This is a genomic window from Telluria sp. ZB2R32 (assembly GCF_059685715.1).
Genome location: NZ_JCASIG010000010.1, coordinates 106,375 through 132,445 on the forward strand (window position 1 = coordinate 106,375; position 26,071 = coordinate 132,445).

The window sequence follows — 26,071 nt, forward strand, 5'->3', positions numbered from 1 at the left end:
CTCGTTCACGGAGACATAGCATGGTTCACCATGAGCGCCTGACGGCGACGATCGACGGGGATTTCGTGGTATTCCCGATCGGCATGCGCCTGGACCAGCCCTGGCAGGTCAATGGTGTTCGAGCACGTATCAGCGCAGCCGCGCCAGCTGGCGCAGGCCGAGCATGGCCGCCGCGATGGCCAGCAGCGCGAGGGCGGCAAGCGAGGCTGCGGGCAGGTGGCCGGCTGTCGCGGCCGGCACATACGCCGGCATGCGGGCGAAATCTTCCTTGCCGAACTTCTGCTCGTTGAAGAAGTAGGGGTAAAAGAAACGGCGCAGGGCGGTGTGGAAGCCGCCAATGCGTTCCTGATAGGCCAGCTGCGCCCGCAGGTCGGTGTCGGCCAGGCGATGCAGCAGCACCTGCACGCTGACCGGGGCCAGCAGGAGGCCCGCGCGCGCGGTCCAGTCTTCGCGCGCGAGCATGCTGGCGCGGTACTGCGCGACCTGTCCGGCCACAGCTTCGTCGCCTACCTGGTGCATCGCGTAATACCATTTCCAGTGGAAGCGGCCGGTCACGGGCGGCGTGTCCTTCCATTCGGGGTGGGTTCGGAAAAACTTCTCGAGGGTGTCCGCCCTGGGCATGTCCCAGGCGCCATGCACCGCCTGGCGCTGGGCCAGCGACAGCTCGACGCCTTTCGACACGGGAAGGCTGCGGGTGATCGCGGCGTCGATCGCGGTCGGCAGGATCATGGTCAGTCCGACCAGGCAGGCCAGCAGCACCGCGGCGCTGCTGCTCGAGGTCAGTGCCCGGCCCCCGACCCAGGCGGCCAGGCCGAACCAGAACATCAGGTAAAGCGACGCAACCAGCGCGACCTGGCCGAAAGCGAGCACGCCGGCGCCTGCCGCTGCGACGCCGGCGGCAAACGGCAGGATCAGCGCCAGCCACACCAGCAGGTAACGCAGACCGATGCGCCGCCGCCACAGGCCGATGGTGCGGCCGGGGAGCGAAGACAGGAGCCGCAGGCGGCCGGCTTCGCGTTCGCCCGTTACGAGGTCGTGCATCAGGGCGATGACGAACAGCGGCGCCAGGTACACGAGCAGGAACGAAAAATCGAAGCGGCCCGCCATGGCCAGCTCCGGATTGATGGTTTCGGACTCGTACAACTGCGAATGCAGGCCCAGCAGGCGCACGCGCAATGCCGCGGGCTGCAGGTCGCGCTGGCCGATCGCCGCAAATGCGAGCGGCGCGGGCGGATTGACCGTCAGGTGCGGCGTGTAGTAAGCCACCGAACCGGGATCGGCGCCGCTGGCGTATTGCCTGCCCATGGCCTGGATTTCGGCGCGATGGCTGGCCTCGACCCGGGCCAGGGCTTCACGCTGGGCGGCGACGGCCTGGAGGCCGCTCCATGCTGCCAGCGCCGACAGCGCCAGCAGCAAGCCAAGCGCACCGAGTGCAAGGCGCGACTGCAGCACGAGGCGCAGCTCGAACATCAGGGTCTTCATTATTTTCCAGTCCTTTCCAATCGTCGGGCGATGACGGCGGCGGCGGCGCACAGCGCCAGCAGCCAGCCGCACAGCAGGGCAAACGCAGGCCACGCGTGGTGCGCCGCCACCGCACCGAAAGGCTCGGGCGCATAACCGAAGCGCGGGGTCTCGTCCCAGTGAGCGCGGTCGACGCGCTGTTCGCGGTCGTTGTCGTATTTGACTTCCGTCGCGTGCAGGCGGTTGAGCGACTGCACGAACGCATAGCGGTATTTTTCGCCTTCGAACAGGAAGCGGGTGTGGCTGTCGAGGTTGGTGCCGGCGAGCGCGGTCGACAGGCGGCGCAGCGCGATCACGGGGCTGGCTAGCGCGGCGCGCTGGACGACCGCACTCTCGGCGCTCTGGCGCGCGTAGTCGGCGCGCATGAATTCGTCGAACAGCTCGCTGGTCAGGCGCTCGCCTTCCTGCATCACCAAACCGCCATAATTGACCGGCAGGTCTTCGATGCGGCTCACGCCGTACTGCGCCAGGACGCGTTGCTTGAAGCGGTTGAAGTAGGGATCCTCCGGATTATGGCTGTCGCCCAGCGCCTTCAGACGCGTGTGGATCGCCACTTCCGTCTCGATTCTGGTGGGACGCGCAGTGCCGCCCATGGCCACGTCCGGCATGATGCGCGGCAGCAGGATGGTGGTGACGATCCAGGCGCCCACCAGCACCAGCAGGGCGTCGCGGGCACGCGGCAGCATCGCCGACACCAGTACCGCGCCCGCCGCCCACAGCAGCAGGTAGAGCGCATAGGCGGCCAGGATCGTCAGCGCTTCGGCCGCGACCGCGCCATGCAGCGCCGCGATCGCCGCCAGGGCGACGAATGCGGGCGCCGCCACCAGCATGGCGATGGCGGCATGCGCCGCCAGTTTGCCGGCCAGCAGGGTGCCGCCCTTGACGCCTTGTGTAAGCTGCAGGCGCAGCTGTCCGCGTTCGCGTTCGCGCGCGACGCTGCCGAATGCCAGGAACACGATCAACAGCGGAGTGAGCACCTGGAGCACGAAAGCGGGTGTCAGCTGGCCGAAGCGCAGCAGCACCGAGGATTGACCGGCGTCGCTGAAATTGGCGCTGTTCTGGCGGTGCCCTTCGAGGAACAGGGTGTGGCCGGTGAAGGGATCGACGCCGAAGTCGAAGAAGGCCAGCGGACTGAGTGGGCGGAACACGTAGTGGCCGTAGTGGACGACGCGGTGCGGATGGCGGTCAGGCTGGTCATGCCACTGCGCGTCGGCGCTGGCCTGGAACTGCGCGCGCTCGGCGTTCACGGCGCGCACGCGCTCGTGGCTGACGAGGATCGCAGCGAGCGTCAGGGCCAGCATCAGGGCGGCGGCCGCAACCGCCACCTGGTTGCGCAGCAGGGCGCGCCATTCGGTCCCGACGACGGCCGTCACGGTGGCGGTGAAGCGCCCGCTCATGCGGCTACCCCTGCGGCTTCGTGGGCGCCGGCGTACCGGCGGTACAGCTCGCGCACGTCGAAACGTTCTTCGCCGCTCGCGCTGAAATGGTGGGTGATGCGGCCGTGGTCGAGGAAGCCGATGCGGTCGGCGACTTCAGCCGCGCCGAGCAGGTCGTGGGTCACCATGAAGATCGCGGCGCCCTGGGCGCGCAGGTTTTGCAGCAGGACGTTGAATTCGGCCGTCGCCTGCGGATCCAGGCCGCTGGTGGGCTCGTCGAGCAGCAGGACCGGCACTGCCCGCGCCACCGCCAGCGCGATCGCCACTTTCTGGCGCATGCCTTTCGAGTAGCCTCCCAGGCGGCGTGTCCAGGCGCCTTCGTCGAGTCGTACTGCGCGCAGGGCGTCGGCGATCTGGCGATCGGTCCAGGCGCTGCCGGCCAGGCGCAGGAAGTACTCGATGTTCTCGCGCGCATCCAGGTGTTCGTACAGCGCCACGTTTTCGGGTACATAGGCCAGCTGGGCGCGCGCCGCCAGCAGGTCGGCGCCGACGTCGATACCGCAGACACGCACGGTTCCCGCATCCGGCCGGGTAAAGCCGAGGAAGGTGTTCAGGGTCGTCGATTTGCCGGCGCCGTTCCCGCCGAGGAGGGCATAGATCTCGCCGCGGCGCACCTGCAGGCTCAGGTCGAGCAGGACCGGATTGCCGTGATAGGCAACCGAGACGCCGCTCGCTTCGAGCGCAAGGGTAGAGGAATGCATGTTCGTCCTTTCTTGGGGCGACCGGGCCTTCGGGGTCCGGTCATGTAGTGCGCAGTACCGACGGGCAGATGAACGATCGGCACAAGGAATTTTTTCTGCTAGATAATGATATATCGTTATCGATAGCGGCCGCAAGACCCAGCTGCCTGGTCCTTGCACTTGAACCGATGCGCGCCGTCGCCACATGGGGGTAATCCGGCCGGAGGCGGGACAAGGTACTACAATAGGCGTTTTACGAAGCGGGCACGGTTGCCGCCCCCCGTCGACATCGCCGGTTCGGTGCCGGGTTCGCTACGCTGGGCAGCCAGCTCACACATCCAGATCAGACATATGGAACGAAACACACGCCAGCGCAGGGCGATCCAGCAGTGCATCGCCGACGCTGGTCGGCCCCTGGGCCCACAGGAAATTCTCGAGCAGGCACAAGGTGTCGTGCCCGGTATCGGCATGGCGACGATCTATCGCAATATCAAATCGATGCTCGAGTCCGGAGAGATCACGGCCGTGTCCCTGCCCGGCGGTGGCGACCGCTACGAGATCGCCGGCCATGGCCACCACCATCATTTCCATTGCCGGCTGTGCGACCGCATGTACGAAGTCGATGCCTGTCCCGGCGACATGCGCAAGCTGGCCCCGAAAGGCTTCGTGCTGGAGTCGCATGAACTGACGCTCTACGGCCTGTGCGGAGACTGCCGCTAGTGGCCTCCGTTCGCTGCGCACTGCCCGCAGTGGCGATGGTTGCGTACGTGGGCGGACAATAGCAGCAGGCTGCTGACGACGGCCGCCGCCGTCTCGGCGCCATGGCCGGCACGCGGTCCGATGACCAAGACCGCCGCCAGGAACAGCGCCAGCCCGGCGATGCCGAGCGCCGGCGCGATGGGGTCCCGGTGGCGCAGATAACCCGGTGCCAGCGCCAGCAAAACCGGTACGGTCGCAGCCACCAACAGCGCATCGTGCAGGGCGTGATGGTCGCTGCCCAGGCCCAGCAGGGGAAATGCCGCCAGCAGCAGCGGCATTGCCAGGCAGTGCACCAGACACAGGGCCGACGCCGCCATGCCGGCGTAGTCGGCAAACCTGACCAGCTTCTTCATCAGAAGAGGAAACGCACGCCCGCCGTCAGGTTGCGGCCCGGGAGGGGGGCGGCTTCCTTGATGAAGGAGGTGTGGCTGAACGCCAGCTCGTCCGTGAGGTTGTTGATCCGGGCGTAGATCTGCGCGGGAACGCCGCCGATGCGCGTCGTGTAGTGGGTGCCGATGTTGAGCACGTTATACCCTGCGGTCCGGTTCTCGAATTCCGCAACCTTGTCCTGGGTGCCGACGCGGTATGCCTCGACCATGCCGTGCCAGGCGTTCCAATGGGCATTGACGCGCGCGCCGATGCGGCTCGCCGGAATGCGCGGGATGTTGCGGCTGCCTTCGGCGTCGTCGAAGCGTGCGCGGACGTAGTCGCCGAACAGGGTGCCTTCGATGACGTTCGAGAACTTGTGCCGCACTTCGCCTTCGAGGCCGGTGAAGGTGGCGTCACGCTGCGCATATTCCACCAGCTGGAAGCCTTCGTGTTCGTCCAGCGTGTGGGCGTAGATGTAGTTGCCGACCCGGTTGTGGAAGGCGCTCAGCGAGAAGGTGGTATCGCCTTCGAACTTGCGCAGGGTCAGGTCGACATTGCTGGAGGTCTCCTTGTCCAGGTTCTGGTTGCCGATCTCGTAGGTCGCGGTGGCCAGGTGCACGCCGTCGGCGTACAGCTCTTCGGCGGTCGCAAGGCGGTGGGTGCGCGAAGCGCCCGCGCGCAGCGAGTACTGGGGCTGGAATTTCCAGACCGCGCCCAGCGCCACCGAGGTGCCGCGAGCGTCGGAGTCGCGTGCGTTGGTGAAACGCGCATTGTCGACCTTGATGTCCTGCCATTCGTGGCGGGCGGCCGCTTCGAAGCGCCAGTTGTCGAGCTTGTATTCTTCAGTGATGAACGCGGCATGGCGCTTGGTGACCGTCGGCGGCACGTAGGCTTCTTCGCCCTCGGTCGTGAAATCGCGGCGCGTGGTCTGCATGCCGAAGACACCGCGCCAGCCACCCAGCGGCGCATGCTCGAACTCGAGGCGTGCATCGTGCGCCTTGTTCATGAAGCTGGTCGCGATGGCGCCTTCTTCCAGTTCGTCGTGACGGTAGTCGGTGAAGGATGCACGCAGGCGCGCCCTGGTGATGCCGGCGACCGGATTGCGATACTCGCCGCGCACGTCCCAACGGCTGCTGTCGAGCTTTACGACGGGCACTTCCTCGGCGCCGTGCTCATGTTCGTGCTCGTGGTCGTGCCCTTCTTCGTCCTCGCCTTCGTGGCCATGGCCGCCGCAGTGCAGCTCGGTGCCGTGCGGATGGCAACTCTCGAACTCGTGGTTATGGCCGGGAATGCCGTATTCGGTGCGTTCCTTGGTGTAGGCTGCGCCCAGGTAGCCGCGCTCGCCGATCCAGGACAGGCCGACCGTACCGGTTTCGGTGTCCTTGTAGCTGCCATGCACGCGCCTGCCCTCGTCCCAGCCTTTGCCGACACGGTATTCGCCGGCGTCGCGCTTGACGCCTTCCGCATGCACTGCGATGTTGCCGGATCCACCGGTGACTTCAAAAGCGCCGGTCTTTTCGCGCGCCACCGAATTGGCGCGCAACTCGGCGCTGCCTTCGATCGACTTCGACGGCATCTGGGTCGGAATCTTGCGGTCCAGGATATTCACGACCCCGCCCACCGCGCCGCCGCCATAGGCGAGCGCCGATGGACCGCGCAGCACCTCGATGCGCTCGGCCAGCACCGGCTCGAAGGCCACGGCATGATCGGGGCTGATGGTCGAGGCATCCTGCACTTCCGAACCATCCGACAGGATCTTCACGCGCGGTCCGTCCATGCCGCGAATGACCGGGCGGCTGGCGCCGGCGCCGAAATGGCTCGACGTGATGCCCGGCTGGTTGGCCAGCGTTTCGCCCAGCGTGGATTCGCGTGCCCGCACAAGCTCGCCACCCGCGAGCGAGGTCACTGGCGTGATCATGTCGTCGCTCACCAGGCCGAGCGCGCTGGCCGAAATGAACACGGTCGGCACGCTGTCCGGATCGGACTGGGTGCGCGTCGAGGCGGTCTGGGCGCACGCCAGCGGCGCGGCGAAGGCGCACAGAATTGCCACGGCGAGGCGGCTGCGTTGGTAGGGAAGTAGGTGCATGGAACAGCTTCCTTTTTTGGGTGCGAGTGAACGAAAGATTGGTTGATGCCGGTGCGTGAATGGCATGGCTAGATGGTAATGATAAGTTATTCTCACTCATTCCTCAAGAAACAGGTATGCTTTTTGTTCATCGAAACGTGGTCGATACGCGAGGAGCAATGGAATCTGGCACAAAAGCGGTCGTGGCGATGCCCACCCCGATCCACGACGCTGGGCATGACGAGCAGCCTCACCAACACCACCATCGCCACACGCTATCCGACGCGCAGATGGCGGCAATCGGGTGGAGCGCATGCGCCTACATCGCCATCTTCCTGCTCGTCGCAATCGCATCGCGCCGGTTCCGGAAGCGGCGGGGAGCGCAGGGCAGGCGAGCCACGGGGCGTGCGGCCGGCAGGCGCAAGAAAAGATAGGCAGGCTGGAGACAGGCAGGCTGGACACGCGACGCCGATCGACCATGCCGAGCGTTTGATCAATTGCCAACAACTCGCTCCTTCTCTATAATGATATCTCATTATCGTTAACGCAAGGACGCCCGTGCGTGGTTCCGGCGCCGCTTTGCCCGGTTGGCGGGCATATCGCCCGCGCCGCTGTCGTCGCGCATATCGGCTTTGCCGCGGCCCCTCACCATCTCGTCACTGATGAAGGATTAAATTTGTTCAAGGTAATCGCACGACCGGCCACCGTATCGGCTCTCCTGTTCGCAATCGGAAGCGCCGTGGCCGGCGCACCGGCAGACGTCCTGCCTCCCGCGTCCTCCTGGCAAGGCGGCAGCGAAAAACACATCGCTGCGGCGAACGACCGCTGGATCACGCCGGCAGAACGAGCCGGCTTTGCCGATTCGCCCGGTTATGCCGAGACGATCGCGTTCCTTCGTTCCATCGACGCGGCGTCGGACCTGATTTCGCTGCATGCATTCGGCAAGAGCTATCAGGGGCGCGATCTGTATTACGTGCTCGCAAAGAAGCCGGGGGCGGGCAGGCCGGTCGTCGTCGTCCAGGGCGGAATCCACGCGGGAGAAATCGACGGCAAGGATGCGGGTTTGATGCTGTTGCGCGACATCGCGTTTCGTGGCCGCGCCGACCTGCTCGACCATGTCGACCTGGTATTCGTCCCGGTCCTGAACGCGGACGGCCATGAACATGCCGCCGAGCTGGGACGGCCGGGTCAGCGCGGTCCCGGCCGCAAGGGCGCCCGTACCAATGCCCAGGGCCTGGATTTGAACCGCGACTATGCCCGCCTCCAGTCGCCGGAAATCGCGGCCGTCGTGCGCCTGCTGCAGCAGTTCGACCCGGCGCTTTACATCGACGTCCACGTGAGCGACGGGCCTGACTACCAGTACGACGTGACCTATACCTTCGCAGGATGGGGCACGTACGCGCGTTCGCCGGCAACTGCGCGCTGGCTGATGGGCGAGTACAGTACCGACGTGAATCGCGCGCTTGCGGCAGCGGGGCATATCCCGGATGTGTATCCCAGCTGGATCAACGAGAACGCGCCCTGGCAGGGCTTGCGCATCAGTGCCGAAGCCCCGCGCTATTCGACCGGCTACGGCGACTTCACCGGCATTCCGACGGTGCTGGTGGAAAACCACAGGATGAAGCCTTACCGGCAACGGGTGCTTGGCACCTACGTACTGCTCGAGCAATCCCTGGCGACCGTGGGCCGCGCACAGGAGCGGATCGCACGCGCGAAGTCCTCGGACCGGACGGCGCGCCCGCGTACGCTGATGGTGAAATGGGAACGCGACAGCATTCCCTCCTACACGAAGAACTTCAAGGGCTACCGCTACGAGTCGTATCCTTCGCCCGCATCGGGAACGCGCGAACTGCTCTGGACCGGGCAGGCCGAGGACATGAAATTACCGGTCTTCGGTGTCACCTCGACCAGGGAAGTGGCCATCCCGCGCGCGTGGTGGATCATGCCGCAACACCAGCAGATGATTGCGTCGCTGCGCGCCCATGGCATCCGGATGGAGGTCCTGGAACAGGCCCGTACCATGACGCTGGAAGCGGCGCAGGCGGCATCGGGAAAACCCGACGGCAAGCTGCTGCGCTCCCGTGTCGCCGTGACGCTTCCCGCCGGCGCCGTGCGCATTCCGGCCGGCCAGCCGTTCCACCTCCTGGCTGCGGCACTGCTCGAACCCGAGAGCGACGATTCGTTCTTCGCCCATGGACAGTTTGCCCAGGCGCTGGCTGCGGAAACGGCGCTCCCGCGTCACCTGCTGGCGCCGCTGGCCGACAAGCTGCTGGCCAATGACGCCGCCTTGCGCACGCAGTTCGACACGGCGCTGGCAACCGACGCCGCGCTGGCCGCGGACCCGCAGGCGCGCTTGTCCTGGGTGTTTGCCCGTTCACCTTATTTCGAACGTTCCCGCTGGACCTATCCAGTGCTTGTCGAGCGCGATTGAGCTCGGCGGGAAAGACCCCGTATCCGATTTTTCGCTATCCATCTCAGGAATGACCATGACCATGCCAGTACCCAGCGGGATCACGCTCGCCGTGCTGCTCGCCACCTTGCCCTATGCTGCCGACAGCCGCGCGCAGGACAGCACACAGGTCGCCGCGCCGACGGTCGACGGCGGCGCGGCGACGACGCCCGATAGTGCGCAGACGCAGCCGCCGGCGCAGGCCACGGTCCGGGTCGAAGGCAAACGCCAGAACTACCGCAGCCTGTCGGCGACCGGCGCCACCAAGACGGACGCGTTGCTGATCGACCTGCCGCAAAGCGTACGGGTCCTGACTTCCGACCTGCTCGCGGACGCGGGCGTGCGAACCCTCGCAGGGGCGCTCGACCTGACCAGCGGCGTGGCGCGCCAGAGCAACCTGGGTGGCTTATGGGACAGTTATGCGATGCGCGGATTTACCGGCGACCCGAATTTCGGCTCCGATTACCTGGTCAACGGTTTCAGTTCCAGCCGCGGGTACAACGGCATGCGCGACAACGCCAATACCGACAGCATAGAGGTGCTCAAGGGGCCGGCCTCGGCGCTGTACGGGCGAGGCGAACCGGGTGGCACGGTCAACATCGTCAGCAAGAAGCCACGCTTCACGCCCGGCTATTCGGCGGACCTGTCGGTGGGCAGCTACCACACCTATCGCGGCGCCGTCGACCTGACCGGTCCGCTGAGCGACAACCTGGCTTACCGCCTGAACGCGGCCTACGAAAAAGGCGACAGCTTCCGCGATGTCATCACCAGCGAGCGTACCCTGGTTTCGCCGTCGTTCATCTGGCTGATCGGCGACGCCACCACGCTGTCCTACGAAATCGAAGCGTCCGAGAAGAAGACACCGTTCGACCGCGGCATCCCGGCCATCGACGGCGTGCTCGGCGTGGTGCCGCGCACGCGCTTCCTCGGCGAGCCGGGGGACGGCAAGATCACGGTCAAGTCGGTAGGCCAGCAGCTGTTCCTGCGCCATGAATTCAGCCAGGACTGGTCGCTGCAGACGGGGCTGTCCTATCGCGACAGTTCGCTGCGCGGGTTCTCCAGCGAAGTCAACAATATCCTGGCCGACGGCCGCACGGCGCGCCGCCAGCATCGCCATCGCGACTGGGCGGCCACCGACGCCTCGGGCCGGGTCGAAATCGTGGGCAAGCTGCGTACGGGGCCGGTGGTCCATCACGTGCTGGCCGGGGCGGACTACTACCGCTTCAACGACGCGCGCATCCTCCTGCGCCGCAATCCGACGGCGACGAACGGCTACCTCATCGACGTCTTCGATCCGGTCTACGGCGGCGTGGCCGATCCGCTCGCGCTGTCGACCTCGACCCGGGAAAGGCAGAGTGCGCGCGGCCTGTACGTGCAGGACCAGATCGACCTGTCGGCACACTGGAAGGCGCTGCTCGGCCTGCGCCATGACAGCTACGACCAGACGGTCGAAAACCGGCGCACCGCCTTGTCGAATACGCAGTCGCTGTCGGAAACGAGTCCGCGTGTGGGCATGGTGTACCAGCCGATGCCCGGCCTGGCCCTGTATGCCAATGCCGCGCGCGGCTTCCGGCCCAACAGCGGCATCAGTCTGGAAAACACCGCATTCCCCGCCGAAAGCAGCCGTTCCTATGAAGTCGGCGCAAAGTACGACAGCGCGAGCGGCAGGATGAGCAGCACGCTGGCGCTGTACAAGATCGACAAGACCAATGTGCTGACGACCAATCCCGTCAACACCGACTATGCGATCTCGGCGGGCGAGGTGGGCAGCAAGGGCGTGGAACTCGACGTGTCGGGCGAGATCGTGGCCAACCTGCGCCTGTCGGCAGCCTACGCCTACACCGATGCCACCGTCACCAAGGGCGACAATACCATCGTGACCGGCAGCCGCTTCCCCAACGTGCCGCGGCAGAGTGCGAACCTGATCCTCACGCGCCGCTTCGCCCTGGGCGAGGGCGTGGCCACCCTGGGCGGGGGCCTCAACTACGTCGGCGAGCGCTTCGGCAATGTCGCGGCATCGAGCAGCTTCACCCTGCCGTCCTACACCACGGCCAGGCTGATCTCCTCGTACGCGCCGAACCAGCGGGTTCGTATTTCGCTGAACATCGACAACCTGTTCGACAAGACGTATTACGCCAGCGCGTACAGCCAGGTCTGGGTCAACCCCGGCGCCGAGCGGACGGCGACGCTCAACCTGCATTACAAGTTCTAGGCTTTTCCCGCGGAGCCGCCGCTTGCTTCTTCAGTCCCGCGTCGAATCCGCCCGGCCACCTGACGAAGTTGGGGCAATCGACGCGGTCGACATTTCATGACCGACCGCTCGGGCGCTGTCATGCCCTGGCCTTGCTCCTGCGGCACGCGCAGGTGCCGTTGACGAGGAGCTCGGCCCCACGGCCCTGTTCGAGCAGGTACATCAGCACGCGCCTGCGCGGTCCCGAGCGGCGTGCGCCGGTGCCGCCCAGGAGCGCGTCCGCCTGCTGCTCCAGAACCGGCGGCAGCGGGGCCATGGGTGCCCGTCGTCCAGTGCGCGGATCGGCCGAAGACAAGGATCCGCCGTCAGAAGAAGTAGCGCAGCGAAGCCCCGCCCGTCGCCTGCGGTACGGTGGACACGAGCAATCCGGCCGCTGTTCCGTAAGCGATGTCGCTGGCAAACCTGTGCGGCTGAAGCGCTGCGAACAGCGAGCCCTGGAAGCGGCCGATGTCGTAGCTCGCCTTCAGGTCGTAACGGACATAGGTCGGCATGTCGCGCTGCACCAGGGGTGTGCCCATGTAATAGGGGTTGCGCGCGGTGACGTAGACGTCGCCGTTGAGGGTGAGCCTGCCCGGCCCGTAGGCGCCGCGGTACTGGACGCCGGCTTTCCACGTATGGGCCGGCACCGACAGCAGGGCGCCCGCGCCCGGTGCCGGATTGTCCAGCCGGGCGCGCAGGATGCGCCCGTAGCTCAGGTAGGTGCTGAACGCCCTGGCGGGCTGGTAACGCAGGTCGAGCTCGAAGCCCTTGCGCGTGGTTTGGCCCGAGGCCACGAAGACGTCGGGCGCCGTATTGATGATCTCGTCGTCGTTCTGGATGTAATACACGGCGCCCGACAGGTCGAGGCCGTCGAAGGCGCGCAGGTTGAACCCGAGGTCGTGGGAGCGCACGCGGCTCGGATCGATGTTCGCATTGATCCGGCCGCCGGCCGCGCCCAGCGGCCCGAGGCTGCCGCTCGAGCTGATCTGCTCGGCTGCGGGTGAACGGAAACCCTGCGCGACGTTGGCGTAGAGTTCGAGGTCCGGGCGCACGCTCCAGATGGCGCCGTACTTGGGCGTCGCCGCCTTGCCGTCGTAGGGAGTCGAGGCGGCGGGCAGCTTGCGGTTGACCAGTTCGTAGTCGAAGCGGTCGTAGCGCATGCCGCCATGCAGTTTCAGGTCCGGAAGCACACGGTACTGGGCCTGGAGGAAGACGCCGTAGGTCAGCAGGTCCAGGTCCTGGTTGTTGATGTAATTGGCCGTCGGCTGGAAATTGCGGTACTGCCGGCGCAACGCATCGCCCTTGTCCGAGCGCAGTTCGGCGCCCGCCGTCAGGATGGCGGTGTCGCCGAAGGTCCATGACTGGCCGGCCCGCGCACCCGCGATCGCGCGGTCGTCGTAGCCGTAGGTATGCTGGGTCGTGCTGGTCTGGATCGCGCGGCTACGCTCGAAGTCCTCGGCATAGGCTGTGGCGAACCAGCCGGCTTCGCCGGATACGGGGCGGCGATTGAACACGACGGTCTTGCGCCGGGCGTCGCCGAAGCCCGGCAACCCGTACATGGTCGCGTGCGGGTCGAGGCCCGCCTCCATCGCCGGCAGTGACAGGTAGCCGGCGCCGGCGAAATCCGACTCGTAGTAACTCGCACGCAGGCTGTAGATCCCGTCGCCGATCGTCGTGGACAGTTTCCAGAAAAGGTTGCTGCGGTCGTTGCTGCTGCCGTGGCGGAAGCCACCCATGCGGTAGCGGTCGGCCACCAGCAGCGAGCGTACGGCGCCGTGTTCGGTCGATAGCACCAGCGATCCGCGCCGCCCGCCGTAGCTTTCCAGCGTGAGCGCTGCGCTCGACGGCGTGGCGGCGCCGCCCTCGCGCGTCGTGATGGCGACCGAGCCGGCGCGGTTCTGGTCCCCGAACAGGGCCGAGACCGGACCCTTGACCACGTCGACCGTGTCGATCATGTCGCCGGTCATCCACTCGAGGAAGGCCGGGCCGTGGCCCGCGCCGCCCTGGCTGGACGGAATATTTTGCGGAACGCCGTCGATGTAGATCGCCGTGTCGGCGCCATGGGTGCCCTGGGTCGCGAAGCCGCGCATGCGGAAGCCGTTTCCGGTATCGCCCTGGTCGATATTGTGGGCCACGACGCCCGGTACGCGGCGAAACACGTTCGAGATGTCGCGCCCGATGTCGAGCGTGGCGATGTCCTCCGAGGTGACCGTGGTGACGCTGCCGGGCAGGGACCCGGCGCCGGTTCCTGGGGACAGGCGCGTGTCCTCGCTGCGGCGGCCTGTGACTTCCACGACCTGGGCTTGCATGTCGAGCGGGGCGGGGCCTTCCTGCGCCATGGCATGGCCGGCGAGCGCGCAGGTGAGCAGGGCGGCGTGCGGAATCGTCCTCAGGACGGGGGCGCACGGGTTGCTGAGGGCGGTGGATGGCAAGATGTCTACTCCAGGGTGTGGGTGGCTTCGAGAAAAGAGGGTGTATCACCGCACCTGCAGGGCGGCGATTTTTGCCCGCGCCCGCGTCATGCGCAATGCCGGCGCCTGTCCATGCACGGATGATAATGATTTCTCATTATTGCATAATAGTTGGCGTTATTGAAGCACCTGGCGTGAGTCCGATGCCGGGCCACCCATTGTGGATTTTCAGCGTCTGCCGGCCGTAATCCAGGAGAACAGCGCGAAGAACCCATGAGCTGCAAGCACCACGCGCTACTTCTACCTGCACGCCGGGTACTCCTGGTAACAGCTGTCCGCTGGTTTTGCTTGAGCAGCTCACCACCGATGCCGTACATTGCAGGTAGCGGTCTTTTGATCTGTTCAATCACGGAGCCACATCATGATTCACCATGAACGCCTCACGGCGACGATCGACGGGGATTTCGTGGTGTTCCTGATCGGCATGCGCCTGAACCAGCCCTGGAAGGTACACAAGTGGTGGCCGGTCGCCTCCGCCATGCCGCGCATGATCGGCGAACTGCGGCGCCAGCCCGAACTCGGCCTGCTGCACGCCGAGATGTGGTTCTCGCGCACGCCCGTCGTCATCCAGTACTGGCGTTCGATGGAGCAGCTGATGGCCTACGCGACCGACAAGGAGGCGGCCCATCTGCCGGCATGGAAGGCGTTCAACCAGGCGATCGGCACCGACGGTTCGGTCGGGATCTGGCACGAAACCTTTGCGGTGAAAGCCGGCGCGTACGAGAGCGTGTACGTCAACATGCCGTCGTTCGGCCTGGGCCGTGCCGGCAAGCTGGAAGCGGCGAGCGGGCGCAGGCAATCGGCGGCGGGGCGGTCAGGACGCGATGGCCCGGACGACCAGCACGGCCAGGCGCATTGACCGGCAGGCTGGTTTCTCGGGTAGCTGAGCGGGATGGTAATCCCTGGCTTCAGCCCAGGATTGCGGCCCTCGCTCACTCCGCAATCGCCCTACGCAAAACCGCGCGCGCTCTGCAAGAACGCGCAAAATGCGCGAAAATAGTCGGCTTCGCTGTTTATTTTCTCGCTTCCGCCATGTCCAATACCGCATCTTCGATCGCTCGGCCGCGCGCCGAGATCAACCCGACGCCGCTCGGTGTGTCGCTGGTCCTGGTCGCCCTCGGCGCCTGGTACCTGACGGCGAATGTCGGCCCGAAGCAGGCCGCGCTGTTCGTCATCGGCGCGCTGCTCGGCCTGGCCCTGTACCACGCCGCCTTCGGCTTCACCTCGGCCTGGCGCGTCTTCATCGCCGACGGCCGCGGCGCCGGCCTGCGCGCGCAGATGCTGATGCTGGCCGTCGGCGTGGCGCTGTTCTTTCCGGCGCTGGCCAACGGGTCGCTGTTCGGTAATCCGGTCGCCGGCCTGGTGTCGCCCGCCGGCACCTCGGTGGTGGTCGGCGCATTCATCTTCGGCATCGGCATGCAGCTGGGCGGCGGCTGCGCGTCCGGCACGCTGTACACGGTCGGCGGCGGCAGCACGCGCATGATCGTCACGCTGATCGCGTTCGTTGCCGGCTCGGTGATCGCCACCGCCCACATGCCGTACTGGACCTCGCTGCCGCAGCTGGCGCCGATCTCGCTCGTCAAGTCGCTCGGCCTGGCGCCGGCGCTGGCGTTGAACTGGATCGTGTTCGCCGCGATCGCGGGCATCACCGTCGTCGTCGAAAAGCGCCGCCATGGCCGCCTGGTCGATCCGACCCTGCGCAAGGCGGACCGCTTGCCCTGGCTGCATGGCCCGTGGCCGCTGGTGGCCGGCGCGCTGGCGCTGGTCGTGCTGAACTTCGCCACGCTCGCGCTGGCGGGCCGGCCGTGGGGCGTGACCTCGGCCTTTGCGCTGTGGGGCGCCAAGGCGGCGTCGGCGATGGGCATCGACGTCGCCAGCTGGGCCTACTGGTCGACCAAAGCCAACGCCGCGGCGCTGGCCGCGCCGCTGTCGCAGGACGTGACCACGGTGATGGACATCGGCATCGTGCTCGGCGCGATGCTGGCGGCGGCGCTGGCCGGCCGTTATGCGCCGGTGTGGCGCCTGCCGCTGCGCTCGTTCGTCGCGGCGGTGGTCGGCGGCCTGCTGCTCGGCTATGGCGCGCGCCTGGCCTATGGCTGCAACATCGGCGCCTACTTCAGCGGCATCGTCTCGGGCAGCCTGCACGGCTGGCTGTGGCTGGTGTTCGCGTTCGCCGGCAATGTGATCGGTACGCGTTTGCGCCCGTTCTTCGGGCTGGAAGTCGAACGCGTCAAACAGAGCGGCTGCTGAGTTTGCGCGGCAAGACCGCAAGACTGCAAGACTGGGGTCAGGTCAATGTCCGAGCAAGCGCAGGCTGCGCTCCCATTCGTCGTGCCAGGGGTCGAGGAAATCATGCGCCTGGAATGCACGCTTCAGGCCGCGCAGCGGCACGCCATACACGTCGTGCAGGCCGAGCGCCAGCACCACCGGGTTCCAGACGATCTTCGACTTCGCCTTTTTCGTGCTGGCCTTGATGCGGGCGCCGTCGTCGCCGAAAATGCCGCCGCCGCCCGTCAGCGCCTTGTCGAGGTCGAGTTTTGCGAGACCACCAAAGGCGGCAACTGCCTGTTCCTTGTAGATGCCCGCCGTGGTCTCGGCCGCCGCTTTCGGCGCCGGCGGTGGCTCGGCCGCGCGTTTCAGGGTCTTGACCAGCTTTTCCAGTTCCTTCTTCAGGAAGCGCAGCTCGTGCAGTTCGCGCCGGAAGCCGGGCGCGGGCAGGCGCGTGACGATCTTGTAGGCGTCCTTCGTCATCGTGATCAGCACGTCCTCGCTACCGGCCGCCAGGCGCGCAGTGTCGCCCTCGTAGAAGATCGGCGCGGCATAGCCGCCGTTGGCGTCGCCGAACAGGTCCGGCCAGGCGGCGTCGTAATCGAGCCAGACATAGGGCGTGACGCCGTGTTCGATCAGGCGCGCCAGGGCCCAGGGCGATCCGGTTTGCGCTTCCAGCCAGTCGCAGGCTTGTTCGAGGGTGGCGCGGTAGGGCAGGATGGTGATGGTCATTCCAAATCTTTCAGCCGGCGCAGCTGCGCGGCCTGATAGGCGCCAAAGGCGTCGTTGAAGAGGCAGCGGATCAAGGGGTCGTCGACCAGTTCGCTGTCGGCGAGGTCGGCCTCGGTGGCGTCGTCGAAACGCATGCCGTTGATGCGCATGTACATCGAGGTGAGCGATTCGCCCAGCGCCAGCGCCGCGTACAGCTTGGCGGCCGGGATCTCGGTGGTCCAGGACAAGGGTCCGGCAGCGGCGGGCTCGATGTTGTCGCCCTGCACGCGGTAGTGGTACTGCGTCGCCGCGCCCTCATGGTCGAAGACCGAGAGACGCCACAAGCGTGGCTGTTCGAAGTAGCTGTCCTCGGGAAGTTCCATGGCGCGGTATCTGGCGAGCAGGCCGCTGCGGCAGTATGCGTCCACGTGGGCGGCCTGTTCGTCGTTCAGGGCCGGGAAGTGGCGCGCGATCTCGCCGGTGGGCGGCGGTACCGCTCGCGGATCGTATTCGTAATCCACGTCCTGTGCGCCCGTCGGCAGCACCCAGTCCAGCGGCGCGGCCGGCGTCAAGCCATCGCGGTCGAGCCGCACCGACACCGACGGGTCCAGGCGCAGCACGCGCGCATCCGGCAGCGCCGCGCCGATCTCCTCTGCGAACTGGCGGTAGCTGATCGGGAAGAAGCTGCGGTTGTACCAGGACCAGTCTTCCTGCAGGAACTGGCAGGAGCTCGGCACGACGTAGCGCGGGTTCAGGGCCTGCAGCTGGTCGATCCATTCTTCCGGCAGCGTCGCCGGCGCCGGCGTCGCGCGTGAAGGCGACAGCACCTCGATCTCGCGCATGGTCTGGAAGGGCCAGAGCACCATGTCCCACGGACCGTGCGCGGCGAGCGCCGGCAGCGTGTCCGGATCGATCCACGAGTCGACCACGTTCAGCACCTTCAGCCCGGCCGCCTCGACCTGGAACATCGAGTCGACGTCCGGGTCCATGGCGATGCGCGGCGTGACCGTCAACGGGCCGACCCGCACCGGCGCATCGATCGCCAGCGCATGGACGTTGACGAAGCCGAGCGCGCGCACCATGTCGAACAACTCGTCGAACAGGCAGTAGATGTGGATCGGCGTCGCGCGATCGAGCAGGTCGAGGCTCTCGAGCGAGCAGTGGTCGTCGTGGAAGTGCGAGATGAAGACGGCGTCGAAGCGCAGCCGGCGGATCTTGTCGTGGTCGAAACGCACCGGCGGGAAGGCGTGGCAGTTGCGGCTGAAGGGATTTTCGAAGATCGTGTCAAACGCGATCCGCGTGCCTTCGCATTCGAAGACGTAGCCGGCGTGGAGGATCCGGGAGATGTGAAGCGGCATACATTCTGCGAAAAGAGAGTGGCAACAGGAGAGGGCGCATGCCCTCCCGCAGCCTGCCATGTTAACACGGCGGGGTTGGCAACGCAGTCTGGCCGTGATGCGTTTAACTGAACGAGCTGTCGTCCGCGCCGCCGTCGTAGTTATCGCCGGCGAAGTTGTCGCTGCCCATGCCCAGGTCGTCGAGCATGGAATTGCCGCCGTCGGAACTGTTGTCACCTAGCAGGCTGCTCGACTGTTCGTCCGCGCCGCTGTTGTTGACATCGTCGGGCGGCGAGGTCAGTGAGGAGAAGCTGTCGTTGTTGCCGAGGAAGCCGTTGCCGTCGTGGTTGTGCTGGCCCAGCAGGTGGCCCAGTCCCTGGAACAGGAAGGCGCCGGCCGCGACGCCGGCCGCGGTCGAGGCGATGCTGCCCAGGGCGCCGCCCATGCCGCCGCCGCCCATTCCGCCACCCATGCCGCCGCGGAAGAAGTTACTCGCGCGGCTCGAGAGCGAAGGTTGCTGGTACGGAGGCTGGTACGGCTGTTCGACGTGTTGCGGATGCGCCTGCGGCACCAGGCGGCTGTCATAGGCTTGCGTCGGCTGGCGCTGGCCGCTGCTGTTGCCCCAGGCATTCGGGTCGAGGAAACCGCCGCCTTGCCCGTTGCCTTGCAACTGGCGCTGCAGATTCGCGATCTCGGCCTTGGCATTGTCGAGCGCCTGCTGTTGCAGCAGCGCGCGTTGCACCAGCAGGTAGGCGGCGTCGGGCTGGTAAGAGACGGCCTTCTGGATCATGGCATCAGCCTCGGGATCCTTGGGCAGGCCGCGCGCCTGGATGAGCTGGTTCAGGAAATTTTCCAACAGCTGGGTATCTTGCGGACTCATGGGTCATCCTCCACGTTGCTTGAATGGTCGATATGGCACCATTGTGGAGGGTTTCAAGAAACGCGAGCGCAGGGTTCGTAGGGTGGGGCACGGGGCGCCCACCCCCTAAAAAACGCGTCGCCGTCTTTTAAAACGCCGCGATACCGGTCTGCGCCCGGCCCAGGATCAGCGCGTGGATGTCGTGCGTCCCTTCATACGTGTTCACGACCTCCAGGTTGACCATGTGGCGGATGATGCCGAACTCGTCCGAAATGCCATTCCCGCCCAGCATGTCACGGGCGACGCGCGCCACGTCGAGCGCCTTGCCGCACGAGTTACGCTTCATCATCGAGGTGATTTCCACCGCCGCGGTGCCCTCGTCCTTCATGCGGCCCAGGCGCAGGCAGCCTTGCAGGCCGAGGGTGATTTCGGTCTGCATGTCGGCCAGTTTCTTTTGCACCAGCTGGTTCGCCGCCAGCGGTTTGCCGAACTGGTGGCGGTCCATCGTGTACTGGCGCGCGGTCTGCCAGCAGGCTTCGGCAGCGCCGAGCGCGCCCCAGGCGATGCCGTAGCGGGCCGAATTCAGGCAGGTGAACGGGCCCTTCAGGCCGCGCACGTCGGGGAAGGCGTTTTCTTCCGGGCAGAATACGTTGTCCATCACGATTTCGCCGGTCACGGAAGCGCGCAGGCCGAACTTGCCGTGGATCGCCGGCGCCGTCAGCCCCTTCCAGTCTTTCTCGAGCACGAAGCCGCGGATCGCGCCTTCATCGTCTTTCGCCCAGACCACGAACACGTCGGCCACCGGCGAATTGGTAATCCACATCTTCGAGCCGGTGAGCGAGTAACCGCCCTCGACCTTGCGCGCACGCGTGACCATCGAACCGGGGTCGGAGCCGTGGTTCGGTTCGGTCAGGCCGAAGCAGCCGATGTACTCGCCGGTGGCGAGCTTGGGCAGGTACTTCTGCCTGGTTTCTTCGTTGCCGAACTCGTAGATCGGCACCATGACGAGGGACGACTGGACGCTGGCCATCGAGCGGTAGCCGGAGTCGACGCGTTCGATTTCGCGTGCGATCAGGCCATAGGCGACGTAGTTCAGGCCGGGGCCGCCGTATTGTTCGGGGATGGTCGGACCGAGCAGGCCGAGTTCGCCCATCTCGCGGAAGATGCTCGTGTCCATCTGCTCATGACGGAAAGCTTCGAGGATGCGCGGCTGCAGCTTGTCCTGGCAGTAGGAATTGGCGGCGTCGCGGATCATGCGTTCATCGTCGGTTAGCTGGCTGTTGAGCAGAAGCGGATCGTCCCAGTGGAATGCGGTTTTGGTCATGATGGTCTCTATGTATGGTTGAATGATTAGCGGGCGAAGTAAAGGTCGTGCAGGTGGTCGAGACTGACCTCGGATGCCGCCTGCGACAGCACGACTTTCCCGCTCTGCATCAGGTAGACGTGGTCCGCGACACCGACCGCGCGCTGGGTGTTCTGTTCCACCAGCACGATGGTACGCCCGTCGCCTTTCAAACGCGCGAGGATCTCGAACAATTCGTTGACCATCACCGGCGCCAGACCGAGCGAGGGTTCGTCGATGATCAGCAGTTTCGGGTCGCTCATCAGGCCGCGCGCCATCGCCAGCATCTGTGCTTCGCCGCCCGAGAGCGAACCGGCCAGTTGCTTGCGGCGTTCGCGCAGGCGCGGGAACATCACGTACGATTTTTCCAGGTTGGCCGGTGCGCTGGCCCGGTGCTGGGGCGCGAAGGCGCCCATCATCAGGTTTTCCTCGACCGTCATGTCGCGAAACACCATACGCCCCTCGGGGATCATCGCCAGCGAGACGCCGTTCATTTCCCAGGTCGGCGTGCCGTTCAGCGGCTTGCCGTTCAGGCTGATCGATCCCTGCTTGACCGGCACCAGGCCCATGATGGCGCGCAGCAGCGTGGTCTTGCCGGCGCCATTGGGGCCGATGATGGTGGTCAGCTTGCCCGGTGCGATGGTCAGCGACAGGTCCCACAGCACGTTGATGGCGCCGTAGCCGGCGCGCAGGTTGGTTACTTCAAGCATGGTCGGCCCCCGTATAGCTTTTCACCACCAGCGGATTGTTGAACACTTCCGTCGGCGTGCCCTCGGCGATCAGCTGGCCGAAGTTCAGCACCGCCACCCGCTGGCACAGGTTGCTGATGGTTTCGATGTCGTGCTCGATGATGCAGATCCCGACCGCGAATTTCTCGTGCAGCCCCTTCAGCATCTGCATGAAGGCGCGCTTGCCGTTGGTTTCCAAACCGGCCAGCACTTCGTCGAGCAGCAGCAGCTTGGGGTCGGTGGCCAGCGCCTTGGCCACTTCCAGTGCCTTCAGTTCGGTCAGCGCCAGGCCGGTCGAGGCGTCGCGGTCGGCCTTGGCGGACAGGCCGGTGAATTCCAGCACTTCGGCGATGCGGCGCTCGTCGACGCGGCCGGTGCCGAAGCGCTGCGATACCTGCAGATTCTGGCGCACGGTGAGCTCGTGCATCGGCTGCGGAATCTGGAAGGTACGGCCGATGCCCATGCGCGCGCGCTGGTACATCGGCGCCTTCAACACGTCGACGCCGTTGAAGACGATGCGGCCGGCGGTCGGGCGCACCAGGCCCGAGATCGCATTGAACAGCGTGGTCTTGCCGGCGCCGTTGGCGCCGACCAGGCCGACGACGTCGCCGGTGCCGATGTTGAGCGACACGTCATTCACGGCGGTCAGGCCGCCGAAGCGCACGGTCACGTTTTCAAGCTGTAGCATCTTTTTTCCTCATGAATTTCTTCACCAGGCCGAACAGGCCGTCCGGGCTGGCAATGATCATCGCCACCAGCACCACGCCCAGCACCAGCTGGTGACCGGTCGGCATGATGTTCTTCACGAACAGCTGGTCGACCAGGTAGACCACGACCGCGCCCACCAGCGGACCGGTGATCGTGCGGTAGCCGCCGAAGATCGCCGCGACGATCGGGATCGTCACCCAGCCGGCGGAAAACGCGTAATCCGGTTCCAGGAAGTTGATGTAGTGGGCGTTGAACGCCCCGACCACGCCGCACATGAAGGCGGAGACGATCAGCATCAGGCCCTTCAGCAGGGTATTGTTGACGCCGACCACGCGGGTGGCGTCTTCGCTGTCGTGCATCGCGCGCAGGGCCAGGCCGTGCGGGCTGCGGCGGATCATGTCGTAGATCCAGGCGAACAGCAGCACGATGGTGAGGATCACCAGGTAGTTGCCGGTCTTGCCACTGAAGTCGTAGCCGAACAGTTCGGGCAGGCGCGGGATGCTGGCGATGCCGCCCGAACCGCCGGTGACCGACTGCCACTCGGTGGCCAGGATGCGGAAGATGTGCGCATAGGCCAGGATCGCGAGTGCGAAGTAGGGGCCGCGCAGGCGCAGCACCGGCAGCATGGTGATTGCCGCCACCACGGCGCCGAGGCCGCCCATGATCAGGCCGATGAACACCGGTACCCCGTGCTGCATCGACAGCACCGCCGAAGTGTAGGCGCCGACGCCGAAGAAGGCGGCATGGCCGAAGCTCACCATGCCGCCCAGGTTACCGAGCAGCGCCCACGACAGCGCGATGCCGCCGATGACGAGCGAAGCGATCACCAGGCTCATCACGTAGGCGTTCCCGCCCAGCAGGACCGGCACGCCGACGTAGGCGGCCGCCAGGACCAGAATCAGGATTTTATTGATTTTCATCCGCGCCTCCCGGCCGCACCGAACAAGCCGTTAGGCATGACAAAGAGAACCAGCAGGAAGAGTCCCATGCCGGCCAGTTCCTGCAGCGCCGAGCTGGCCAGGGTCACCGTCAGCGACTCGGCAATGCCCAGCAGGACCGCGCCGATCAGCACGCCCGGGATCGAGCCGATACCGGCCAGCACGGTGATGATGAAGGCTTTCACGGTCAGCACGCTGCCGGTGGCGGGGCTGATCACGCCGTAGCTGAACAGGGCCACGCCGGCAAATGCCGCCAGCAGGCCGGCAACCAGGAACGACACCAGTTCGGTGCGGCCCGGGTTGATGCCCATGAGCTTGGCGGCGTCGCGGTTGCTCGAGACGGCGCGCACCGCGCGGCCATACCAGCTGCGCGACAGCCACCACCACAGGCCGACGATCAGCACGATCGACACGCCGAAGAACAGCACTTCGCTGCGCATGCTGTACAGGTCGCCGACGATGAATGCTTCCTGCATCCACGACGAACTGGTGGCGCGCACGTCGGCGCTCCAGATCATCAGGACGAGATTAGTGAGGATCACGCCCACGCCGTAGGTGAGGGTGAGCGAATTGATTTCGCGGTTGGTCTTGATCTTGCCGACCACGAAGTAGAGGAGGGCGGAGGTGAGGCACACGACCAGCACGGCGACAGGGATCGCCATGGCCGGGTTCCAGCCCAGTTTCGTTTCGACCGTGTAGGCGATGTAGGCCGCCAGCAGTACCAGCTCGCCGTGCGCCAGGTTGATCACCTTCATGGCGCCGAACACCAGCGCCAGGCCCAGGGCGATCAGGGCGTAGGAACCGCCCTGCAGCAGCCCGGAGTACACGGACTGCAATATTAATTCCGTCATGTCTGCATTCCATTCAGTTTCATGATAATTACCTACGGACGTCACGGGACCTCGAGAAACCGTAGCGAGCGGCAGGCCTGGTGGCCGAGAAGCGCAGCCGTACGAATAGTACGGCGAGCATCGCAGGCCGCCAGGACAACGCGCAGTAGGTTTATCGAGGTTCCATCACCAAGGGACGCCGGGGAACTGCGGCTTGCCGTTGGCGGCATCTTTTGGCCACACCAGCACGACCTGCTTGCCCTGGTGCTGGCCCATGCGCTGCACGAAGTTCGGGTTGTCGCCGCCGGCGTTGAACTGCACGCGGCCGATCAGGGTCTGGGCGTCGGTCTTGCGCATCTCTTCGATCACGCCGCCGTTCTTGATCGTGCCCTTGTCGGCCGCGCGTGCGATCGCCTGGAACAGCAGCATCGATTGCACGTAGCCGAACTGGCCGAGGTAATCCGGCTCCTTGTTGTGCAGTTTCTTGTAGCCTTCGCCGAAGGCCTTGCCTTCAGGCGTGGTGAAGTTCACCGGGAAGGGCAGCACGGCGGTGCCGTACACCTTCGGCATCAGGTCGGGGAAGTCGGCCGCCATCTTCGGCGTGGCCAGCGACCAGACGCCGGCGATCGCTTTCACCGAGGTTGGTTTCAGCACGCGCGCGGCGCGCAGGATGCCGACGTAGTCGTTCTCGTAGCCGACCATCGCGATGAATTCCGAACGGTCCTGCAGCTTGACCTTGTTCAGGATCGGCTTGAAGTCGGTGATGGCCGGATCGAAGGCGTGCATGCCGACCTTGATGCCCTTGGCGCCCAGGGTCTTCTGGACGTCGGTGGCCAGGCCTTCGGTGGCGTCCTTGGTCGAGTAGATGATCGAGACCGACTTCACGCCCAGGTCGGAGATCAGGCCGACCAGCGCCTTCTGGTAGCCTGCGGTGTTATTAATGCGGAAGAAGTTCTTGCGGCCGGCCTGCACCAGGCCGTCGTCGACGCCGCCCGAGGTGATGTAGGCCAGGTTCAGCTTGCCGGCGGCATCCGAGGCAGGCGAGATGTTGTTCGAGCCGTAGCCGCCGGTGACGGCGACCACGCCTTCGCTGGCCAGCTTTTCGACGGCCGCCACGGCTTTCGCCGGGGCCGATTCGTCGTCCACCGTCACCAGCTTGATGGTGTGCTTGCCGTTGGTCTTGTTGAAGACTTCGGCGGCGACGCGGATGCCTTCCTGGGTGCCCATGCCGACGCGCGCCAGCGGGCCGGTCAGGGGAATCTGCACGCCGACCTTGAATTCTTCCGCCTGTGCCGCCGCCGCGCCGGTTGCCGCCACGATTGCCAGGACGATGCTTGATGCCTTTTTCATGTCTCCACCTTTTCAGTAATGTTCATGGGGTTTGCTGCAGCCGGTGTTTCATGCACCGGCAAGGTCTTTACTGCCTTTTTTTGAATCTTCCGGCAAGCCGGTCGCCCGGCCGCCCTGCGGCCCGGCACAAAAACGGGTACTGCTCAGCCGAGGTTGCGGCCCATGCTCATTTCGACGCCGCGCACCAGCTGCACCAGGCGCGGGCCGAGGTCCTCGACCAGCTTTTCCTGCGGTAGCAGGAAGGAGGGGCCGCCGCAATTGAAGGCCATGGTCCTGGCCGGGTCGGGGTCGACCAGCGGCACCCCGACGGCGCTGATGTTGGCGTCCCACAGGCCCGAGGACATGCAAAAGCCGCGGTCCTGGTAATCCTTGAAGCCCTGCTCGAGGTCGGCCTTGATCTTCGGCCAGCCGGTTTCGGTCTGCAGGCGGATATGGTCCATCAGGAAGTCGCGGTCGTTCTGCGGCAGGCCGCATAAATACGCCTTGCCCATCGCGGTAGTCGCCAGCGGGATGCGCGAACCGGCGTCGCGGCGCAGCGTCACGGCCGCACTGCCGCGGCAAGCCTCCACGTACACCATCGACAGGCGGTCGCGGATGCCGATCGCCACGCTGCACTGGGCATATTCGGCCAGTTCCTGCATGGCGGGGCGGGCGAGTTTACGCACATCGAGGTTCGCCAGCAGCGTGTAGCCGAGCGCCAGCACGGCGGCGCCGAGTTGGTAGCGGCCCTGGTCGGCGGAATAGGTGAGGTAACCGAGCTTGGTGAGCGTATAGGTCAGGCGCGAGATGGTCGGCTTCGGCATGGCCGTGCGGCGCGCCATCTCGCTGTTGGTGAGCCAGGTCTCGCCGGGGCGGAAGCAGCGCAGGATTTCGAGGCCACGCGCCAGGGCCGTCACGAACTGGCGGTCCTTGGCTGCATCGTCTTCGAATGACTCGATCTCGTCTTGCATGGATTCCTTCATTGTCTCGGTGCCCGGTATCTTTGGCCGGGTCTGGTCTGAGCGGATATTCACATAAGCG

General features: G+C 65.8%; 22 protein-coding genes. 5 read left to right on the top strand and 17 right to left on the bottom strand.

Features of this window, described 5'->3' with window-relative positions; genetic code table 11:
- Positions 1 to 129 precede the first annotated feature (129 nt).
- From AC56LG_RS23370 to AC56LG_RS23380, 3 genes are read right to left on the bottom strand one after another with little or no spacing between them, the layout of a single operon-like run.
- On the bottom strand, positions 130 to 1,482 hold the full coding sequence (locus tag AC56LG_RS23370; RefSeq protein ID WP_497168429.1) for a DUF3526 domain-containing protein: 1,353 nt from the start codon (positions 1,480 to 1,482) through the stop codon (positions 130 to 132).
- Positions 1,482 to 2,918 carry a DUF3526 domain-containing protein gene (locus AC56LG_RS23375; protein WP_497168430.1) on the bottom strand — a complete coding sequence of 479 codons (1,437 nt, stop codon included), beginning with the start codon at positions 2,916 to 2,918 and terminating at the stop codon, positions 1,482 to 1,484. Before AC56LG_RS23375 ends, AC56LG_RS23370 begins: the two co-directional genes overlap by 1 nt.
- Entirely contained in the window at positions 2,915 to 3,658 is a 744-nt protein-coding gene (locus AC56LG_RS23380) for an ABC transporter ATP-binding protein (protein ID WP_497168431.1), read from the bottom strand. The genes AC56LG_RS23375 and AC56LG_RS23380 overlap by 4 nt, the downstream gene beginning before the upstream one ends.
- Before the next feature lie 330 nt (positions 3,659 to 3,988).
- On the opposite strand from AC56LG_RS23380, the gene AC56LG_RS23385 reads away from it, so the two are divergent.
- Positions 3,989 to 4,357 carry a Fur family transcriptional regulator gene (locus AC56LG_RS23385; RefSeq protein ID WP_497168432.1) on the top strand — a complete coding sequence of 123 codons (369 nt, stop codon included), beginning with the start codon at positions 3,989 to 3,991 and terminating at the stop codon, positions 4,355 to 4,357.
- Here the strand turns inward: AC56LG_RS23385 and AC56LG_RS23390 are convergent.
- Complete coding sequence (locus tag AC56LG_RS23390) at positions 4,354 to 4,749, bottom strand: MerC domain-containing protein (protein WP_497168433.1); 396 nt, start codon at positions 4,747 to 4,749, stop codon at positions 4,354 to 4,356. The two genes, AC56LG_RS23385 and AC56LG_RS23390, sit on opposite strands and share 4 nt — an antisense overlap.
- On the bottom strand, positions 4,749 to 6,851 hold the full coding sequence (locus tag AC56LG_RS23395; protein WP_497168434.1) for a TonB-dependent receptor domain-containing protein: 2,103 nt from the start codon (positions 6,849 to 6,851) through the stop codon (positions 4,749 to 4,751). Before AC56LG_RS23395 ends, AC56LG_RS23390 begins: the two co-directional genes overlap by 1 nt.
- A 541-nt stretch (positions 6,852 to 7,392) precedes the next feature.
- Here AC56LG_RS23395 and AC56LG_RS23400 point away from each other — a divergent pair.
- A complete protein-coding gene (locus AC56LG_RS23400; protein WP_497168435.1) occupies positions 7,393 to 9,261 on the top strand; it encodes a M14 family metallopeptidase in 1,869 nt (622 codons plus the stop codon).
- Between the two features lie 55 nt (positions 9,262 to 9,316).
- Positions 9,317 to 11,491, top strand: a complete 2,175-nt coding sequence (locus AC56LG_RS23405; RefSeq protein WP_497168436.1) for a TonB-dependent siderophore receptor — start codon at positions 9,317 to 9,319, stop codon at positions 11,489 to 11,491.
- A 118-nt stretch (positions 11,492 to 11,609) separates the two neighbouring features.
- Here AC56LG_RS23405 and AC56LG_RS23410 read toward each other — a convergent pair whose 3' ends face one another.
- Positions 11,610 to 11,786 carry a hypothetical protein gene (locus AC56LG_RS23410; RefSeq protein WP_497168437.1) on the bottom strand — a complete coding sequence of 59 codons (177 nt, stop codon included), beginning with the start codon at positions 11,784 to 11,786 and terminating at the stop codon, positions 11,610 to 11,612.
- A gap of 49 nt (positions 11,787 to 11,835) precedes the next feature.
- Positions 11,836 to 13,941 carry a TonB-dependent receptor gene (locus AC56LG_RS23415; protein ID WP_497168438.1) on the bottom strand — a complete coding sequence of 702 codons (2,106 nt, stop codon included), beginning with the start codon at positions 13,939 to 13,941 and terminating at the stop codon, positions 11,836 to 11,838.
- 400 nt (positions 13,942 to 14,341) lie between these two features.
- Between AC56LG_RS23415 and AC56LG_RS23420 the strand changes: the two genes are divergently transcribed.
- Positions 14,342 to 14,839, top strand: a complete 498-nt coding sequence (locus AC56LG_RS23420) for a DUF4188 domain-containing protein (RefSeq protein WP_497168439.1) — start codon at positions 14,342 to 14,344, stop codon at positions 14,837 to 14,839.
- Between the two features lie 173 nt (positions 14,840 to 15,012).
- A complete protein-coding gene (locus AC56LG_RS23425) occupies positions 15,013 to 16,230 on the top strand; it encodes a YeeE/YedE family protein (protein ID WP_497168440.1) in 1,218 nt (405 codons plus the stop codon).
- Positions 16,231 to 16,272: 42 nt separating this feature from the next.
- Here AC56LG_RS23425 and AC56LG_RS23430 read toward each other — a convergent pair whose 3' ends face one another.
- The 10 genes from AC56LG_RS23430 to AC56LG_RS23475 all read right to left on the bottom strand — a co-directional run bounded on the left by AC56LG_RS23430 (position 16,273) and on the right by AC56LG_RS23475 (position 26,001).
- Positions 16,273 to 16,980: a hypothetical protein gene (locus AC56LG_RS23430; protein WP_497168441.1), complete on the bottom strand. Its 708-nt coding sequence runs from the start codon at positions 16,978 to 16,980 to the stop codon at positions 16,273 to 16,275.
- Positions 16,977 to 18,317, bottom strand: a complete 1,341-nt coding sequence (locus AC56LG_RS23435; RefSeq protein ID WP_497168442.1) for an MBL fold metallo-hydrolase — start codon at positions 18,315 to 18,317, stop codon at positions 16,977 to 16,979. The genes AC56LG_RS23430 and AC56LG_RS23435 overlap by 4 nt, the downstream gene beginning before the upstream one ends.
- Positions 18,318 to 18,420: 103 nt before the next feature.
- Entirely contained in the window at positions 18,421 to 19,176 is a 756-nt protein-coding gene (locus tag AC56LG_RS23440) for a DUF2076 domain-containing protein (RefSeq protein ID WP_497168443.1), read from the bottom strand.
- 127 nt (positions 19,177 to 19,303) lie between these two features.
- The gene (locus AC56LG_RS23445; protein WP_497168444.1) at positions 19,304 to 20,479 is read right to left on the bottom strand and encodes an acyl-CoA dehydrogenase; all 1,176 of its coding nucleotides are present in this window, start codon (positions 20,477 to 20,479) and stop codon (positions 19,304 to 19,306) included.
- A gap of 26 nt (positions 20,480 to 20,505) precedes the next feature.
- Positions 20,506 to 21,207 carry an ABC transporter ATP-binding protein gene (locus AC56LG_RS23450; protein ID WP_497168445.1) on the bottom strand — a complete coding sequence of 234 codons (702 nt, stop codon included), beginning with the start codon at positions 21,205 to 21,207 and terminating at the stop codon, positions 20,506 to 20,508.
- Positions 21,200 to 21,913, bottom strand: a complete 714-nt coding sequence (locus tag AC56LG_RS23455; RefSeq protein ID WP_192048584.1) for an ABC transporter ATP-binding protein — start codon at positions 21,911 to 21,913, stop codon at positions 21,200 to 21,202. The genes AC56LG_RS23450 and AC56LG_RS23455 overlap by 8 nt, the downstream gene beginning before the upstream one ends.
- Positions 21,900 to 22,853: a branched-chain amino acid ABC transporter permease gene (locus AC56LG_RS23460; RefSeq protein ID WP_497168446.1), complete on the bottom strand. Its 954-nt coding sequence runs from the start codon at positions 22,851 to 22,853 to the stop codon at positions 21,900 to 21,902. Before AC56LG_RS23460 ends, AC56LG_RS23455 begins: the two co-directional genes overlap by 14 nt.
- Entirely contained in the window at positions 22,850 to 23,722 is an 873-nt protein-coding gene (locus AC56LG_RS23465; protein ID WP_497168447.1) for a branched-chain amino acid ABC transporter permease, read from the bottom strand. The genes AC56LG_RS23460 and AC56LG_RS23465 overlap by 4 nt, the downstream gene beginning before the upstream one ends.
- Before the next feature lie 165 nt (positions 23,723 to 23,887).
- Entirely contained in the window at positions 23,888 to 25,051 is a 1,164-nt protein-coding gene (locus AC56LG_RS23470; protein WP_497168448.1) for an ABC transporter substrate-binding protein, read from the bottom strand.
- Between the two features lie 143 nt (positions 25,052 to 25,194).
- The gene (locus AC56LG_RS23475; RefSeq protein WP_497168449.1) at positions 25,195 to 26,001 is read right to left on the bottom strand and encodes an IclR family transcriptional regulator; all 807 of its coding nucleotides are present in this window, start codon (positions 25,999 to 26,001) and stop codon (positions 25,195 to 25,197) included.
- Between the last annotated feature and the right edge of the window lie 70 nt (positions 26,002 to 26,071).